The sequence below is a fragment of the Syntrophorhabdus sp. genome, from assembly GCA_012719415.1.
Lineage (GTDB): Bacteria > Desulfobacterota > Syntrophorhabdia > Syntrophorhabdales > Syntrophorhabdaceae > Delta-02.
In genome coordinates this window covers 44,092-59,276 of the sequence record JAAYAK010000043.1, presented here as the reverse complement: position 1 = coordinate 59,276, position 15,185 = coordinate 44,092, and the positions used below count along the sequence as shown (strand labels likewise).

At 57.2% G+C, this 15,185-nt stretch carries 15 protein-coding genes; 7 read left to right on the top strand and 8 right to left on the bottom strand.

Annotated elements, in window-relative coordinates; genetic code table 11:
- Positions 1 to 19: 19 nt before the first annotated feature.
- Positions 20 to 565, bottom strand: coding sequence for a hypothetical protein (locus GXX82_02785; GenBank protein NLT21953.1), 546 nt, complete (start codon positions 563 to 565; stop codon positions 20 to 22).
- A 132-nt stretch (positions 566 to 697) separates the two neighbouring features.
- Here GXX82_02785 and GXX82_02780 point away from each other — a divergent pair, with 132 nt between their 5' ends.
- Together GXX82_02780 and GXX82_02775 are read left to right on the top strand one after the other, a co-directional pair.
- Entirely contained in the window at positions 698 to 919 is a 222-nt protein-coding gene (locus tag GXX82_02780) for a hypothetical protein (GenBank protein NLT21952.1), read from the top strand.
- 266 nt (positions 920 to 1,185) lie between these two features.
- The gene (locus tag GXX82_02775) at positions 1,186 to 2,406 is read left to right on the top strand and encodes a multidrug effflux MFS transporter (GenBank protein ID NLT21951.1); all 1,221 of its coding nucleotides are present in this window, start codon (positions 1,186 to 1,188) and stop codon (positions 2,404 to 2,406) included.
- Between the two features lie 15 nt (positions 2,407 to 2,421).
- Here GXX82_02775 and GXX82_02770 read toward each other — a convergent pair whose 3' ends face one another.
- From GXX82_02770 to GXX82_02755, 4 genes are all read right to left on the bottom strand, one after another.
- A complete protein-coding gene (locus GXX82_02770) occupies positions 2,422 to 4,035 on the bottom strand; it encodes a HAMP domain-containing protein (GenBank protein ID NLT21950.1) in 1,614 nt (537 codons plus the stop codon).
- A 185-nt stretch (positions 4,036 to 4,220) separates the two neighbouring features.
- On the bottom strand, positions 4,221 to 5,252 hold the full coding sequence (locus GXX82_02765; GenBank protein ID NLT21949.1) for a rod shape-determining protein: 1,032 nt from the start codon (positions 5,250 to 5,252) through the stop codon (positions 4,221 to 4,223).
- A gap of 306 nt (positions 5,253 to 5,558) precedes the next feature.
- Entirely contained in the window at positions 5,559 to 6,914 is a 1,356-nt protein-coding gene (locus GXX82_02760) for a sigma-54-dependent Fis family transcriptional regulator (protein ID NLT21948.1), read from the bottom strand.
- Positions 6,911 to 7,891, bottom strand: a complete 981-nt coding sequence (locus tag GXX82_02755) for a HAMP domain-containing histidine kinase (protein ID NLT21947.1) — start codon at positions 7,889 to 7,891, stop codon at positions 6,911 to 6,913. Before GXX82_02755 ends, GXX82_02760 begins: the two co-directional genes overlap by 4 nt.
- 227 nt (positions 7,892 to 8,118) lie before the next feature.
- Between GXX82_02755 and GXX82_02750 the strand changes: the two genes are divergently transcribed.
- The 4 genes from GXX82_02750 to GXX82_02735 all read left to right on the top strand — a co-directional run bounded on the left by GXX82_02750 (position 8,119) and on the right by GXX82_02735 (position 11,417).
- Positions 8,119 to 9,201 carry a peptidoglycan bridge formation glycyltransferase FemA/FemB family protein gene (locus GXX82_02750; GenBank protein ID NLT21946.1) on the top strand — a complete coding sequence of 361 codons (1,083 nt, stop codon included), beginning with the start codon at positions 8,119 to 8,121 and terminating at the stop codon, positions 9,199 to 9,201.
- A gap of 32 nt (positions 9,202 to 9,233) precedes the next feature.
- Entirely contained in the window at positions 9,234 to 9,476 is a 243-nt protein-coding gene (locus tag GXX82_02745; protein NLT21945.1) for a hypothetical protein, read from the top strand.
- Positions 9,477 to 9,808: 332 nt separating this feature from the next.
- Positions 9,809 to 11,035 (top strand): hypothetical protein, encoded by a 1,227-nt coding sequence (locus GXX82_02740; protein ID NLT21944.1) that lies wholly within the window; start codon positions 9,809 to 9,811, stop codon positions 11,033 to 11,035.
- A gap of 19 nt (positions 11,036 to 11,054) precedes the next feature.
- The gene (locus tag GXX82_02735; GenBank protein NLT21943.1) at positions 11,055 to 11,417 is read left to right on the top strand and encodes a DUF5329 domain-containing protein; all 363 of its coding nucleotides are present in this window, start codon (positions 11,055 to 11,057) and stop codon (positions 11,415 to 11,417) included.
- A 125-nt stretch (positions 11,418 to 11,542) separates the two neighbouring features.
- On the opposite strand, the gene GXX82_02730 is transcribed toward GXX82_02735, so the two are convergent.
- The 3 genes from GXX82_02730 to GXX82_02720 form a co-directional block, all read right to left on the bottom strand.
- On the bottom strand, positions 11,543 to 12,064 hold the full coding sequence (locus GXX82_02730) for a hypothetical protein (protein NLT21942.1): 522 nt from the start codon (positions 12,062 to 12,064) through the stop codon (positions 11,543 to 11,545).
- A gap of 40 nt (positions 12,065 to 12,104) precedes the next feature.
- A complete protein-coding gene (locus GXX82_02725; protein NLT21941.1) occupies positions 12,105 to 13,190 on the bottom strand; it encodes a rod shape-determining protein in 1,086 nt (361 codons plus the stop codon).
- Between the two features lie 260 nt (positions 13,191 to 13,450).
- Positions 13,451 to 13,792, bottom strand: a complete 342-nt coding sequence (locus tag GXX82_02720; protein NLT21940.1) for a hypothetical protein — start codon at positions 13,790 to 13,792, stop codon at positions 13,451 to 13,453.
- Positions 13,793 to 13,981: 189 nt separating this feature from the next.
- On the opposite strand from GXX82_02720, the gene GXX82_02715 reads away from it, so the two are divergent.
- Positions 13,982 to 15,172, top strand: coding sequence for a class I SAM-dependent methyltransferase (locus GXX82_02715; GenBank protein NLT21939.1), 1,191 nt, complete (start codon positions 13,982 to 13,984; stop codon positions 15,170 to 15,172).
- Positions 15,173 to 15,185 lie beyond the last annotated feature (13 nt).

Here is a 15,185-nt window from a genome sequence, read left to right as displayed (position 1 = left end):
TCTTCTTCCGGGAGGCGGTTCAGTTCAGATCGATGCGGTCGATCAGGCATCCTCCGTCGTCGCAGGATACCGACAGGGACGCTTTGGTGTTGGGTTTGATGGCCTTGCCCACCAGTCTATCCATGCTGTTGATCTGGTCCACCAGGCTCTTATCCTCATTGGGGCCCGGATAAATGACCTTCCCCTTCCTCGCGATCTCGGTGTAAAGGTGCAGCCTGGACGTCAGCGGCGCTCCGGGACCGACAGCAAGGTATACCCTTTTGCAGTACCTCTTGTCACCCGGGTCCGAAGAGTAGCGGACCGTCTGCAATCTCGTAACGGTGCCTCGGTACCGGCCTTCCTTTGCGATCTCCCTGTTCTTGCCCGTCGCTCCTGCCGGGTCGGGAATCCCACCCGCGCACACGAGAAACGCCACCACGATCACGACCGATATCTTTCCCCACATCGTCATCTCCTTGATGTCATCTGCCTGCCGCGCCGCCCCCCGCGTGGGGGCGAAAGGCGCGTGCCCTACATTCTCACACGCTTTTCCCCAGTAAGCAAGTATCTGCCCGCGAAACATCAAGCCCAGTTCCCTTACCGGCGCGAGCCGCGTGGGACGGGCCGCCGCAAAATGAGCTCCAATCTTAACTCCCGGCTGGATCGGACGATAATACTCTCAGTTGCTAAGACTCTTCGATCGGCAGAGGAAAGACCCATGGTAGACCCCGCGGTATTGGAACACATTCGGATAGAAGGATCACGACTCATCAAGGTGATCGAGCAACACAGGAGAGAATTGCCTTCACGGTATTGTCTTGTGGTGCCCGACCTGATACGCATAGTCACGAGCCAGAGCTACATTGATGACATAGAAACGGAAGAAGAGACCAAAGTCCAGGAAAACCCGCAGTCTCAAAGGCTCAGACTGATCAAGTGATACTCATGTATCCCCCGACTCTTTCTCGCCCTCCTGTCTTCTTGATTTCTTCATTTACAGGCCGGTTGACTTGTGGTAACAGTTTCATGCCCCGAGAGACAAGGCTTTTGTGCCACCAGGCGGCAGGTTCCTGATGTTGCCCGGGGCGCGCTCATGGTGTCCCGGCCGGTGAAGACAATAGAGGTTGGAAGGAGTTCACGCTGCATTCTACGTCCGAAGAGAACCAGGAGGACCGCGAAGGGTCGAGGGCGGTATCTGCCGCACCAATGGACCCTGGACGAACCCTCGAGCGGAAACAACCTGCTGCCCTGATAATCGTTCTCGCCAGCATAATGGCCATCGGGCCGTTCTCTACAGACATGTATCTTCCGGCCTTTCTTGCCATCGCCAGGGGTCTCAAGACTGATATTGCCCACGTGGGGCTTTCACTCACCAGCTTCTTCGTCGGGGTCTCCATCGGCCAGATCGTCTACGGCCCCCTGCTCGACCGGTATGGACGGAAGAAACCGCTCATGCTCGGCTTCCTTGCCTACACCGCGGCCTCCGTTGGCTGCGCCTTCTCACCGACCATACCCGTTTTCGTGGCGATGCGTTTTCTCGCGGGCGTCGGCGCGTGCGTCGGGATCGTGGGCAGCCGGGCGGTCGTACGCGACCTCTTTTCGGGGACCGAGATGGCCCGGATGCTGTCCCTGCTGATGATGGTCTTCGGCATTGCCCCGATCGTTGCTCCCACCATAGGAAGCCTCGTGGTGTCCGTGTCCGGCTGGCAGTATATCTTTGTGGTCCTCGCCGCCATCGGCTTTCTCGTGTTTTTGGCCATGGGCAGGTTCCTCCACGAGACAAAGGGGCGTGATGCCTCCATCTCCCTGCACCCGAAGGACGTGATGCTGGAGTACATCGATGTGTTCAGGAACAGGGTATTCCTCACGTACGGGCTGGTGACGGCTGCCGCGACGGCCGGGTTCTTCGCCTACATCGCCGGGTCGGCCTTTGTCTACATGAGCCTTCTCGGTTTTACGGAAACGGGATTCGGCTTCATATACGGAGGGAATGTGGTCGGCCTCGTGCTGTCAAACCAGGTCAACAGGATCCTGCTCAGAAGACACGGCATCGTGAAAGTGTTACGGACAGTGACGGTCGTCCAGTTCCTTCTCATACTATTCCTGCTGATAGGAGGACTGGCAGGCTTCGCCGGAAAAGCGGCGATCCTCTGTCTCATCTTCTGCTACCTCTTCGGTTTCGGATGCATCACGTCGAATGCCATAGCGCTCGCCCTCCAGCCCTTCACAAGGAACGCCGGTAGCGCCTCGGCGCTTATCGGAAGTCTCCAGATGGTGGCAGGCGCCCTGTCATCGGGACTGCTGACCTGGCTGCACAATGGAACGATCATCCCCGTGATATCGATAATGGCCGGGACCACATGCATCGGCCTTATCCTGCTCTTCGGCTCCGCTCCGATCGTGGACAGGGCCCCGAGGGACCCCTGACCGGAAGACCGTCGATCACACCTTGAACTCGGTCACTGATTGTTCCAGTTTGACGGAGAGCTGGCTCAACTCCAGGGCAGCCTGGGTCACCTGTTCCGCTGTGCCCGACGATTCTTTTGTCACCACCGCCACTTGTTCGATATCCTTCGCGATCTCGTTGGTGGTGGAATTCATCTCCTCGATGGCGGCCGCGATCTGCTGAAGCATGGATTGGAGGTTGGATGCGCTCCCGACGATCTCGTTCAACGAAGCGCCTGCCTCGTTTGAGAGCTCAACACCTGTTGTCACCTTTTCGGTGACCTCGCCCATGGAGTTCACCGCCCTGTCGACACCCATCCGTATGGAAGTCACCATGCCGCCTATCTCCTGCGTGGACTTGCTCGTTCTCTCGGCCAGTTTCTTGACCTCATCGGCCACCACGGCAAACCCCCTGCCTGCCTCACCCGCACGGGCGGCCTCTATGGCCGCGTTCAGGGCAAGCAGGTTGGTCTGGTCCGCTATCTCATTGATCACGTTTATGATCTTCCCTATCTCCTCCGACTGATCTCCGAGGTCTTTCACGAATTCCGATGACTTCCGAACCGTCTCCTCGATCTCCCTCACCTCATGCACGGACCTGTTCACGATCGTGCTCCCTTTTTCAGCCGTGGAAAGCATCTCCTTCGCGGAGTCGGATATGTCGCTTGTATTCCTGGCTATGTCAAGGGAGGCCTGGGACATTTCCTCGGAGGCTGTCGACACCTGGATGGTCCTCTCCACCTGGGCGGTTCCTCCCCTCGCCAATTGCTCGGCACCGGCGCTCAGCTGATGACTGGCTGAAGCAACACTGGCGGCAGACATCTTGACCTCGGAGATGAGCTTCTGCCATTTCTCGACCAGTGCCTTGAATGCCTGCATCTCGTCACCGAATTCATCTTTCCTGTTCAACTCGATGTCGCGTGTCAGATCGCCCTCGGCGAGTGTTCGCGCAACATCGATGTTCTTCTGAATGGGCACGGTGATGCTGCGGGTAAGGACCACACTGACCAGGGCGCTGGCCAAAATGGCGATGATGCCGAATACCAGCAATGCAAGGCGCATGGTCTTGTTTCCCGTCAGGATGTCCCTGTACTTCGCATGAACGCCGTTCTCCTGGTATTTGACCAGTTCCGTGATGGCTTCGATGGTCTTCTTGTTGGCCGGCGTCATCACATTCTTGAAAATGCCTGCCGCCTCCTCGAAGTTTCCCGCCTCCACCGCCTTCATCATGGCCATGCTGCCTTCCTTTCCGCCGGCGATGGTTGTCTTGAACTTGTTTATGAGGTCCTTCCCCGCCTGGTCCGTTTCCATCTTCTCCAGGGATTCCAGCGCGGCGGAGTAGATCTTCCGCTTCTCCGCAACGACCTGGAAGTGGGCCTTGTCCTTTGTGTATACGGCCGAGCCCAACTCCATGATGATGAACTGAAGGTTGATAAGGACCGTATTGGCCAGCGTTGTCTTCGCGAAATTGAGGTTGGTTATCTCGTCCGCCCTGCGGTCTGTCTGGGCCATGTTTCTGAAGGCGAGAACGCACAGGATGATAAGGATGACAATGAGCAGCGCGTATCCTCCCAACAGCCGTTTTCCTATCCGAATATTCTGCAGCTTCATCGTCGCCTCCTTTGATGATGTTGCTCAAACCAAAGCTGTAATTCCCCGGAGGACGTGCTGCTTCATAGAACTCCTCCTCGCATTTCACCATGATGCAGCAACAGCACTCACCTACAATATCGTCTGATATGACGGAATCTTAAATCCACCCCCCTTACGCAACCTGTCCGACTCTCTCCAGAACGTCACATGGAGACCTCCTTGAGAAGAGCCAGCTCATCAAGCACCCTGCCTGCCCCTTCGGCCACTACGGTCATCGGATTCTCGGCAACGTGGACGGGAACCTGTGTGACCTTTTCGATCAAGAGGTCTATGTTCCTGAGAAGGCTCCCCCCGCCACTCAGGACGATCCCCGTGTCGACGATATCCGACGCAAGCTCCGGCGGCATTCTTTCGAGAGCAATGCGTATGGCGTCGGTTATGGAATGTACCGGCTCTGCTATCGCCTCCCTGATCTCGGGTGATGATAGTGTCAGCGAGCGCGGGATCCCGTCGACGAGGTTCCTACCGTTTATCTCCATGGTTTTCGTTTCCTCTTCAGCGCCGGGATGGGCTGAGCCGATGGCTATCTTCACCTTTTCCGCCGTTTGATCGCCAATGAGGAGATTGTACTTGCGTCTGATGTGACTCACGATGGCCTCGTCTATTTCTTCACCTGCTATGCGGACAGAGTTGCAGTATACGATGCCGGAAAGACTGATGACAGCCACTTCGGTCAGGCCTGAGCCGATATCGACGATCATGTTCCCGGCCGGCTCCGTGATGGGCAGGCCCGCTCCGATAGCCGCGGCCATGGGCTCTTCGATAAGATATACCTCCCCTCTTCCCGCCGACTCCGCGGCCTCTTTCGCGGCCCGCTTCTCTATGGGCGTCACATCGTAAGGGACGGAGATAACGATCCTTGGCCTTGCCCCAAAGGTGCCGTAATCGATCTGCGCGAGAAAATGCTTCAGCATGAAGTGCGCGGACTCGAAATCAGAGATAACACCGTGTTGCAGTGGCCGGCTCACATTGATATTGTCCGGCGTCTTGCCTAGCATTTCCTTCGCCTTTCCGCCGGCAGCAAGGATCTTTTTCAAGCCCCGACCGCCATTGCGCATGGCGAGAACGGAAGGCTCATTGAGGAGAATGCCTTTGTTCCTCAGATAGAAGAGAGTATTCGCTGTTCCGAGGTCAATGCCGATGTCTTTTGACGGCGAGTGGAGTATTGAAAGCACCTCTTGTCTCCTTTTACCGCAGGGTCACGGGAATATCACCATCAAACCCTCACAGCGTATGTCCTGGAGCACTCCTGTATCCTGCGGTCCGTGACTTCGATGGTTCCGGTGAATGCGTCATGAAGCACTCTCTCCCGGCATGAGGTGGAAGTTCTTGAGGGCAGAGTCCTTTCCGGGGGTTCGGACATACGAGAGCAAAGCGCGTGCCACCATCTATCAGGCCGGTCTCTCCGGCAAACGCGGCTGTATTTGAAGCAATGACCGTTGCATTCTTCGACACACAGTTGCATTTTGCAACTGTGTGTTCTACTGTGCTATCTTAAGCCTCTGTATCATGCGCCACAGCGACGTGCGGTTGATCCCCAGTATCTCGGACGCGCGTGCCTTGTTGCCGCCCGTCTTCTTGAGGACGGTCTCGATGTATGTCCTGCCGACCTCCTCGAGGGTCTTGAGGTCCTCATCGGGATTGACGGGCGGTGCCCCGGAGGCATTGCGGATGCTCTCCGGCAGGCTCTCCGGGGTGATCTCCGTCGATGCTTCAAGGAGTGTCGCACGCTCTATCACGTTCTCGAGTTCCCTCACATTCCCCGGCCACTCATACCTCTCGAGCGAATGCAGGGCGTCCCGCGATATGTCGTGTATGGTCTTCCCGTTCTCCCCGGCGTACTTCCTGAGAAAGTGGCCCGCGAGCGTGGCGATGTCCTCTGTCCTGATCCTCAGCGGAGGAAGCTCGAGAGAGATCACATTGAGGCGATAATAGAGGTCCGCCCGGAAGGTACCCTGCTTCACCATGCCCTCCAGCTCCCTGTTCGTCGCCGCGACCACGCGCACATCCACCTTCCTGCGCGCTGTCGATCCCACGGGCTGGATCTCCCCGTTCTCGAGCACCCTCAAGAGGATCTGCTGGAGACGGGGACTGACATCGCCTATCTCATCGAGGAAGACCGTACCGCCGTGGGCCACCTCGAAGACACCCTCTTTGTCCCGGACAGCCCCCGTGAAAGCACCCTTCACATACCCGAAAAGCTCACTTTCCAGGAGCGTCTCCGCCAGCGCCGCGCAGTTGACGGGCAGGAAGGGCTTCTCTGACCTCACGCTGTTGAAGTGTATCGCCCGGGCGACAAGCTCCTTCCCGGTTCCCGTCTCGCCCAGGATGAGTATGGTTGCCCGCGAGTCCTTGATCTTCTCTATGGTCTTGTAGACCTCGACCATCGCTTCGCTGTTGCCCACAAGGTTGCCGAAACTGTATTTCTTCTTAAGCTGGCTCCTTAAGAAGCGGTTGTCGTCGACAAGGGCCTTCTTGTCGAGGACCTTCCGCACGACAAGGCGGATCTCGTCGAGGTTGAAGGGCTTTGCTATGTAATCCTCCGCCCCTTCCTTCATCGCTTCGACCGCCGTATCCACGGTGGCATAGGCGGTGACGATGATGACGCTCGTGTCCCGCGCCAGTCTCTGGACCGACCGCAGGACGTCCATACCGTCTATTCCGGGAAGCTTGAGATCGGTTATAACGAGGTCGTAGGCCGTGTCCTGTATCATCGATACGGCCGTATCGCCCGATTCGGTCGCATCGACCGCGTACCCTTCGCGGGTCATGATCTCCTTGAGGGCACCCCTCAGCTTAGTGTCGTCTTCAACGATAAGAATGCTTGCCGGGTTCAATCCTGATCACCTGCCCTTTCACTGTGTGGACTCTCTTGCTCAAAGGCCGGGAGCTCGATGCTGAAGATCGTGCCCTTGCCGCCGGGGAAGTTCACCCTTTCATCACAGGAGCTCACCACCTTTATGTCACCGCCCATCTTCCTTACCATCGAGTAGCTTATGGCAAGTCCCAGCCCGGTGCCGTCCTCGGAGGCCTTGGTGGTGAAGAAGGGGTCGAAGACACCGTCTATGTGTTCCCGTGATATGCCCGGACCTGTATCCTCTATGTCGACCACCACCTTTCGCTGCTCCGGCAGGAAACGGGAGAGCACACTCAGCGTGCCCCCGCTATCCATCGCTTCGATCGCGTTCGAGACGATATTCATAAACACCTGGTGCAATATGCTCGCGTTACCCTTTGCAAGCGGAATGCCGGAATGGAGATCACGCCGAATCAGGATACCTTTCTCCGAACAGAGCTTGGAGGATATGTCGAGAAGCTTGGTCAACACGGAGTTGACATCCGTTACAGCGGACTGCACCTGCGTCTGACGCGAGAAATCGAGGATGTTTCTGACGACGGATCCAGCCCTCTTTATCTCTTCCTCGATCGAATTGAGGACCGGTGTTCGATCCGGCCATTCCTTCTTCGCGTCTTCCTTCAGCATCTGGGTGTTGAGAAGGGCGCTTGCAAGAGGCGTGTTGAGTTCGTGCGCGATGCCGGCCGTCAAAAGTCCGATGGCCGCCAGCTTATCCTTCTGGATGATCTGCATCTCGAGGTCCCTTTCACGGTCATAGGACCTGCGGAGGAGGTCGATCACCTTGCGCGCCGCGACATAACTGCCCACGGCCGCCAGGAAAAGGAACACCACGGTAGCCATGAGGCGTCCTGGAGCCGAGTCAATGACATACATGGCGAGTGAGAACAGGACGATTGGAACCGCGGCCCCTGTCAGCACCACCGAAACAACCTTTGGTTTGACTCCCTTGGAACCCATGATATGACCTCGAGTAATAGTCCGCTCCATTATAACACAGATAGCCCTTCGCCACTCCTGTCAGGCAAGAACGGTGCCACTCCTAAATGGCCCCGGGTTTGCATATGAGAAAGCGGACCGCAGTCGTCTTATCCCTCCGGAAAGGCAGCAGCGCGGTCCGCTTACCGGGAGGGAAGCACGCCTTCCTTCCCGGCCCAATGCCCCCGGCAGGAGGTTGTGTCAGCGCGATGGAAACAATCACAACGAACGTGGAACCGAAGGACGCATGGTCCCTCTACCCGACGGACATCCTCTTCCAGACCCCGTTCTGGAGCGAAGTGAAGCTCCAGCTTGGCTGGAAGACGCATGCCTTTGATTACAGGGCTTTGGGTGTTGACGGGGACATCCTCATCCTCACCCGGCATCTCGGCAAAGGGATAAACGCGGCGTACGTCCAGCAGGGGCCGGAGAATGGTCCCCGTCCTGAAGGATACGGCCCCTTCCTCGAGGACCTGTCTGAAGCACTCGTAAAGTACATCGGGAGGGATCTGGCCTTCATCCGCTACGACCTCCCCTGGCCGTCGCAGTACGGCGACAACGAAACCCGGCAGCAGCGATATCCGGACGGTTCGGTCCGCCCCGAGCCGAGGCTTCAGGAGGTCCGCATGAACTTTGGCACGCGGTCATGGAACCTTCGGAAGGCGGCCGTTGACATGACCGTGGCTGACGCCCTGGTGATCGACCTTGAGAAGATCGAGGAAGAGCTCCTCGCGGATATGAAGCCAAAGACCCGGTATAACATACGCCTCGCCGGGAGAAAAGGCATAGAGGTGGCGCGCTCCGGCATCAACGAACTCCCAGCCTTCTATGACCTGTATTGCCAGACCTCGGAACGCAACAGGTTCGATACCTGCACCTACGACTATTTTTCCGCGCTCTATTCCGCTCTCGCTTCGACACCAGACTCATCGGAGGTCCATTTCCTGCTGGCAAAACACGGGAAGGATGCCCTGGCAGGCGCGATCATGACGATCTCGGGAAGGACGGCAACATACCTGTTCGGCGCGTCCTCCAGCGGGAACCGGAACCTGATGGCGCCCTACGCCGTGCAATGGGCCGCCATCCGCCTTGCCCGGGAGAGGGGTTGCCTGACCTACGATATGGGAGCCGTCGCGTCATCCCCGAACCCCGGGCATCCCTTCTTCGGTATGCACCGGTTCAAGACAGGGTTCGGCGGAAGGATCATCCACAGGGGCGGCACATGGGATTATCCACTCGTCAACGACGAGTATCTGGCGTTCCGCAATTCCGAGATGCTGGGAACGGTCTGAGAGAATGTGACAGGTGACGAAGGAGGTCATTCATGCCCTTTGAGATAATCCTTGATGAAAACGGCCACCCGGTACTGAAGCTCTCACTGGAAAACGGCTCCTCCCTGCGGCTGCCTTTCGGGGACGTGCCGGAAGGTGCCAGGGACAGCCTCGGCGAAACCATCGAGGGTGAGTTCAACCGGGTGGTCCGCGAGGCGACCCTGAGCGAACGCAACCGGATCCAGCAGGGGATCAAGGGCCTCCTGGGGATCAGGGGGACGGGAAGACGGGAATAGGAGTCTTCGGGTCGATCTCAACGATCTCGATCTCATATCCGGGCGCGGAGCTTGAGGACGTCAGTCTGGCCTCGACCCCTTTGCCTGCTGTCAGAGAATCATCACAACGGCTCCTCAACTGCCCGAAGTCCGCTGATCCCAGAAAGATCCTCAATACTTCCAACTCCTCAGCCAGTCGACTGTCTTCTTCTGGAATGCGTTGGATGTTCTCGTCATGCTTGATACCGTAAAGATGCCAACATTGCAGGAACCTCCACGAATATAGTAGACTATCCGACCCCGATGCACCAGGGGGTTGCCGTCTGAGAGTCGGTTGTTTGTTGGGAGTTGAGATGAAAAGAAACAAAAGGAATGTGCTGGGCCTCTTTATCTTGTCTTTGGTGCTGGCGTCTTTGCTGTCGCTTCCCGCCTGTGTGACAAGATCGGACATACCCGGTGAAAGGATACAGCAGGTCTCGGACCACTTTGATGGAATCCGGTATTTCAATCCCGGTGTCCCTCAAGCCCAGTCTTCCGTGTCGGGTCAGACAACAAAACGCGGCACGACATGGTGGGTCTGGAAGTGGATCTTTCGCACCGGTTGGCCCGAGTGGCCGGAGCAAAAGGAGTTCTCGCCTGGACCGGCGCCTGTCACCCGCGCCCCCGAGGGCTCGATCTATGTAACACCCGTCGGTCACGCCACGTTTCTCATACAGATGGACGGACTCAATATTCTCACTGACCCCATATGGTCGGAACGCTGCAGTCCGGTATCATGGGTGGGTCCGGAACGGTACAGTAAACCCGGTATTCGCTTTGAAGACCTTCCCCCTGTCGATGTCGTGCTGGTATCCCACAACCATTACGACCATTTTGATATCCCCACCCTGACGGGCCTTGTAAAAAGAGGAACACCGCGCGCCGTCGTGCCGCTCGGCAATTATCGTCTTGCGCGGAGCACGGGAATGCCCGAGGTGGATGAACTTGACTGGTGGCAGTCGGTCCCTTTGTCTTCAGGAGTGACGGTAACCCTGGTCCCTGCCCAGCACTTCTCGGGGCGCACCCTCTGGGACCGGGACCGGACCCTTTGGGGAGGTTTCGTGATCTCCGGTCCATCAGGGAACGTCTACTATGCCGGAGACACGGGGTATGGTCCCCATTTCCGTGAAATTGCACGCCGCTTTTCTCCGATAAGAGTGGCCCTCCTTCCGATAGCCCCATTCCGCCCTGAGGCCGATGGGACGACCCGGCAACATCGCTCCATTGTCCACATGGGTCCGGCCGAAGCAGTCATGGCACACAGGGACCTGGGAGAGCCGCTCAGCATCGCCGCCCATTTCCAGGTATTTCGGCTGGGAGTCGAGGGATTTACCGATGCCCCGGATGTACTTGCCGCATCATTAAAGGAACACGGTCTGGCACCCGACGCCTTCGTCGCGCCCGTTTTAGGACAGGTCATCAGGATACCTCCCGCGCTGGGCGCGTCACTGCCGCCGCCAGACAAAACCTATTATCCCATCGGCCAGATCCAGGGTTTCATCGGAACCGGTCCTTCGCCACGCCATGAGGCGCTATTCTGAGATCAGGGGTGCCTTTGACATGAAAAAGATCTTCGCGGTTCTCGCGACCGTCCTCTTGCTGGCAGCGGTGCGTGTTTGTGCCGGGGATCCTTCAGAGACGGCCAGGATCCAGTACCTGTTAGCCTCCGTCGAAGCACTGGAGGGAGCGACGTTCATCAGGAACGGAAGCGAGCATGGTGCCAGGGCAGCCGCTGCCCATCTGCGCCTGAAGCTCAAGGCGGCGGGCAACAAGGTGCAGACAGCAGAGGACTTCATCAAATTCTGCGCCTCCAGGTCCTCTATGACAGGCGAGCCCTACCTGATAAGGCTCGCGGACGGCACAACCGTGCAATCCGAAGCATTCTTCAGGAACAAGCTGAGAACATTCACCGAAGGCCAATAGCAAGAGTGGACACGCGTACCATCTCCGATAACTCGCCCCCTTAAGACTCTCTTCGGCTCATACTTCAGCATCTTCCGCAAGGCAGGGACATGTTGATATCTCCACCTTCATAACCCGCGTTTCCTCTACTTTGCCGGGCACTTGCCTGCACAGGACCTATACGTACCCTCGCCCATTTTGACACAGTTGGACGCCGCGACAGGATCCGGACCTTTGTTACATTTCGCCCGGTACCTGTTCATGTCCTCCGTGCACTTAGCCAGGCAGGAAGATCTCGCAGGCGAGTCCTGATTCTGTTTCACCACATACGTCGAGTTCGGCTTGTTCGTCTGCTGTGGCGTCGATGGTTTGAACGCGGGAAGCTTCGCCGGAGAAGACTGCTGCGGGGACCCCGGTCTCGGGGGGTAGGGATTGACGGCTGGCTTCACCGGGTTCTTCTTCTGGGCTTCAATGGCGTCGGGAACCTTCAGCTTGCCTGACTGCAGGGCACTTTGCTTGTTTGACTGTGTGGTGAAATCGGGTCCGCCCGTCTGCGCCATCACGGCTGACGTCCAGATCATCAGCTCCGGTTTCCCGGGAAGCGTCCCCCGGCGCGAGAACTCCATTGACGACGACCATTGGTATCGTGCTCCTCCAAAGTTTGTCAAGTGGTCTCACAACAGAGGGATCACTGCGGTATCCGGAACATTACACAGAGATCTCTTTCAGAAGGGCAAGCTCATCAAGCACCCTGCCTGCCCCTTTCGCCACAACCGTCATCGCGTTGTCGGCAACATGAACGGGAACCTGTGTGACCTTGTGTATCAGGCGGTCAAGGTTCTTGAGAAGGCTCCCCCCGCCACTCAGGACGATCCCCGTGTCGACGATATCCGACGCAAGCTCCGGCGGCATTCTTTCGAGAGCAATGCGTATGGCGTCGGTTATGGAATGAACTGGCTCTGCTATCGCCTCCCTGATCTCGGGTGATGATACTTCAAGCGATTGTGGTATTCCGTCCATGAGGTTCCTGCCGTTTATCGCCATCGTCCTCGTTTCCTCATCAGCATCAGGATAGGCCGAGCCTATGGCTATCTTTATCTTCTCCGCCGTTTGGTCACCAATGAGGAGATTGTATTTGCGCCGTATATAATTGACTATGGCTTCATCCATATCTTCCCCGGCGATACGGACCGCGTTGCAGTAGACAATGCCGGAAAGACTGACGACAGCCACTTCCGTCAGGCCTGAGCCGATATCGACGATCATGCTCCCGGCCGGCTCCGTGATGGGCAGACCCGCTCCGATAGCCGCTGCCATGGGTTCTTCGATAAGATACACCTCCCCCTTTCCCGCCGCCTCCGCCGCCTCTTTCGCGGCCCGCTTCTCTATGGGTGTCACGTCGCAGGGGACGGATATGACTATTCTTGGCCTCGCGCCAAAACTGCTGTAATCGACCTGCTCCAAGAATTGCTTCAGCATGGACTGCGCGGACTCGAAATCGGAGATGACTCCGTGTTGCAGTGGCCGGCTGACGTTGATATGGTCCGGCGTCTTGCCCAGCATGTCCTTGGCGTTTCCTCCGGCGGCGAGGACCTTCTTCAATCCCCGAGCACCGTTGCGCACGGCGAGAACGGAAGGCTCGTTGAGCACAATGCCTTTGTTTCTCAGGTAGAACAGCGTATTCGCAGTTCCGAGGTCAATGCCAATGTCTTTTGACGGCGAGTGAAATATCGAAAACAACCCCTTCTCTCCTTTCGCCCCCAGAGTCACGGGAACGTCTTGATCTCCTGCCATTATGATGCCACAAAACCTCAATAAAAGGAAGAGATATCAACAGGATAGGGCCTAATCGTCGTGCTTCTCACCGAGCGCCTTGACGCCCTCCCAGTACCCCGCGGGGGATAGAAGACCGGATAGGACGCCCTCATGGTATCCCGGATCAGCGTGCCAACGACAGGCACCTCCCCCGGGGATCGATGCGGCGGAGGCTGACATCACTTTTCATAAGGTCTCCCTGTCCCTCATTGTGGAATACCCGCTATCCAGGCCATGTGCTACGCTCCGTCGATCTCAACGATCTCGATCTCATATCCCGGTGCGGAGCTTGAGGACGTCAGTCTGGCCTCGACCCCTTTGCCTGCTGTCAGAAAATCATCACAACGGCTCCTCAACTGCCCGAAGTCTGCCGATTCCAGGAAGATCCTCAATAGTTCCAACTCCTCAGCCAGTTGACTATCTTCTTCCTTCCCCTTGAGAAGCTGACCCAGCACCCTCTCATATTCCCTTTTTGCCGTCGTTTCGATGCAATGCGTAAGACTCGGTTCCAGCTTGATCTCCATCATCATCACCGTCAGGTCTCTCTGTGTCGCGCAACCCCTGCGCTTGTTTTCATCCAAACACTTGATACCGCAAAGATGTCAACATTGCAAGAGCGTCCGCTCGCTGCCTGAAGAAGCAGTCGATGTGCTGCCCGGCTCGACGCACCGCAGAATGACGCGAAGAGAGTATGTTTCTGTCCTCCCCCTCCCGAATTTGATAGACTTTAGTAACCGCACCTGGGGCGGCGGCTCACCCTGGAGGAACCTATGAAAAAAACGCTTCAAGAATTGTTCGGAGCGCTGGGTCGTAATTCTCCCGATATTCCCTTTGCAGTGCGCTTCTGGGATGGTCAAACCGAAACCTACGGGAATGGCCCGACGGCCTTCACTATCACGTTCAAGACCGGAACGGCGGCCAGACGCTGTCTTGGCAACGGCACGCTCGGGTTCAGGGAAGAATACGTCGCCGGCAACATCGATGTCGATGGCAGCCTGCAGCAGCTCGTTCGTCTCGGCGTTGACCCCCGTTTCCGGAATGCGAAACTCTCACCCGGCGCGAGATTGGCCATTCTCGTGCAGCACATCAGATCACTCAACACCACAACAAGGTCACCCGGGAACATTACTCATCACTACGACCTGGGAGACGAGTTCTACCGGTATTACCTTGACGAGAGCATGACCTATTCTTGTGCCTATTTCAGGAGCGAAGAGGACACCCTGGAACAGGCGCAGCAGCAAAAGTACGAACACATCTGCAGGAAGCTTCAACTGAAGGAAGGGGAAACGCTGATAGATATCGGGTGCGGCTGGGGCGGCATGCTTCTCTATGCCGCGCGCCATTACGGCGTCAAGGGCCTGGGATGTACCCTGTCCCCTCATCAGGCTGAGTACGCAAGGAAAAGGGCGGGAGCGGAAGGGCTTGAAAAAGACATCACCATTTCCCTCGAAGACTATCGCGACATGGAAGGCCGCTTCGACAAGTTCGTCTCCATAGGCATGTTCGAGCACGTGGGAAAAGGATTCATCCCTCAATTCATGGACAAGGCAAAGGAATTGCTGAAACCCGGCGGCATCGGCCTGATCCACACCATCGGCAAGGAGCTTGATACCGCCGAGGATTCTTGGACCATGAAATACATCTTCCCCGGGGGTTACCTCCCCATCCTTGACCATGTTATCCGCACCATGGGCGAACGGGGCCTCTCCCCGGTCGATATCGAAAACCTTCGCCTCCACTACGCGATTACCCTGGACGAATGGAGCAAGCGGTTCGAAGCGAACGCGCGGGAGATACGGGAGATGTTCGACGACGGTTTTGTCCGCATGTGGCGCATGTACCTCAACGGCAGCGCGGCAGCCTTCCGCTGGGGAGACACAAGGCTCTATCAGATCCTCTTCACCAACGGACTGAACAACTCCCTGCCAATGACGCGGGAACATCTCTACCGGACCTAGATCGGAGCTTCAG

Bases quoted from the DNA above. Each gene is read 5' to 3' on its own strand.
- GXX82_02780 (NLT21952.1), top strand. From the start codon at position 698: ATGGTAGACCCCGCGGTATTGGAACACATTCGGATAGAAGGATCACGA.
- GXX82_02775 (NLT21951.1), top strand. From the start codon at position 1,186: ATGGACCCTGGACGAACCCTCGAGCGGAAACAACCTGCTGCCCTGATA.
- GXX82_02770 (NLT21950.1), bottom strand. From the start codon at position 4,035: ATGAAGCTGCAGAATATTCGGATAGGAAAACGGCTGTTGGGAGGATAC.
- GXX82_02755 (NLT21947.1), bottom strand. From the start codon at position 7,891: ATGGGTTCCAAGGGAGTCAAACCAAAGGTTGTTTCGGTGGTGCTGACA.
- GXX82_02750 (NLT21946.1), top strand. From the start codon at position 8,119: ATGGAAACAATCACAACGAACGTGGAACCGAAGGACGCATGGTCCCTC.
- GXX82_02745 (NLT21945.1), top strand. From the start codon at position 9,234: ATGCCCTTTGAGATAATCCTTGATGAAAACGGCCACCCGGTACTGAAG.
- GXX82_02740 (NLT21944.1), top strand. From the start codon at position 9,809: ATGAAAAGAAACAAAAGGAATGTGCTGGGCCTCTTTATCTTGTCTTTG.
- GXX82_02735 (NLT21943.1), top strand. From the start codon at position 11,055: ATGAAAAAGATCTTCGCGGTTCTCGCGACCGTCCTCTTGCTGGCAGCG.
- GXX82_02725 (NLT21941.1), bottom strand. From the start codon at position 13,190: ATGGCAGGAGATCAAGACGTTCCCGTGACTCTGGGGGCGAAAGGAGAG.
- GXX82_02715 (NLT21939.1), top strand. From the start codon at position 13,982: ATGAAAAAAACGCTTCAAGAATTGTTCGGAGCGCTGGGTCGTAATTCT.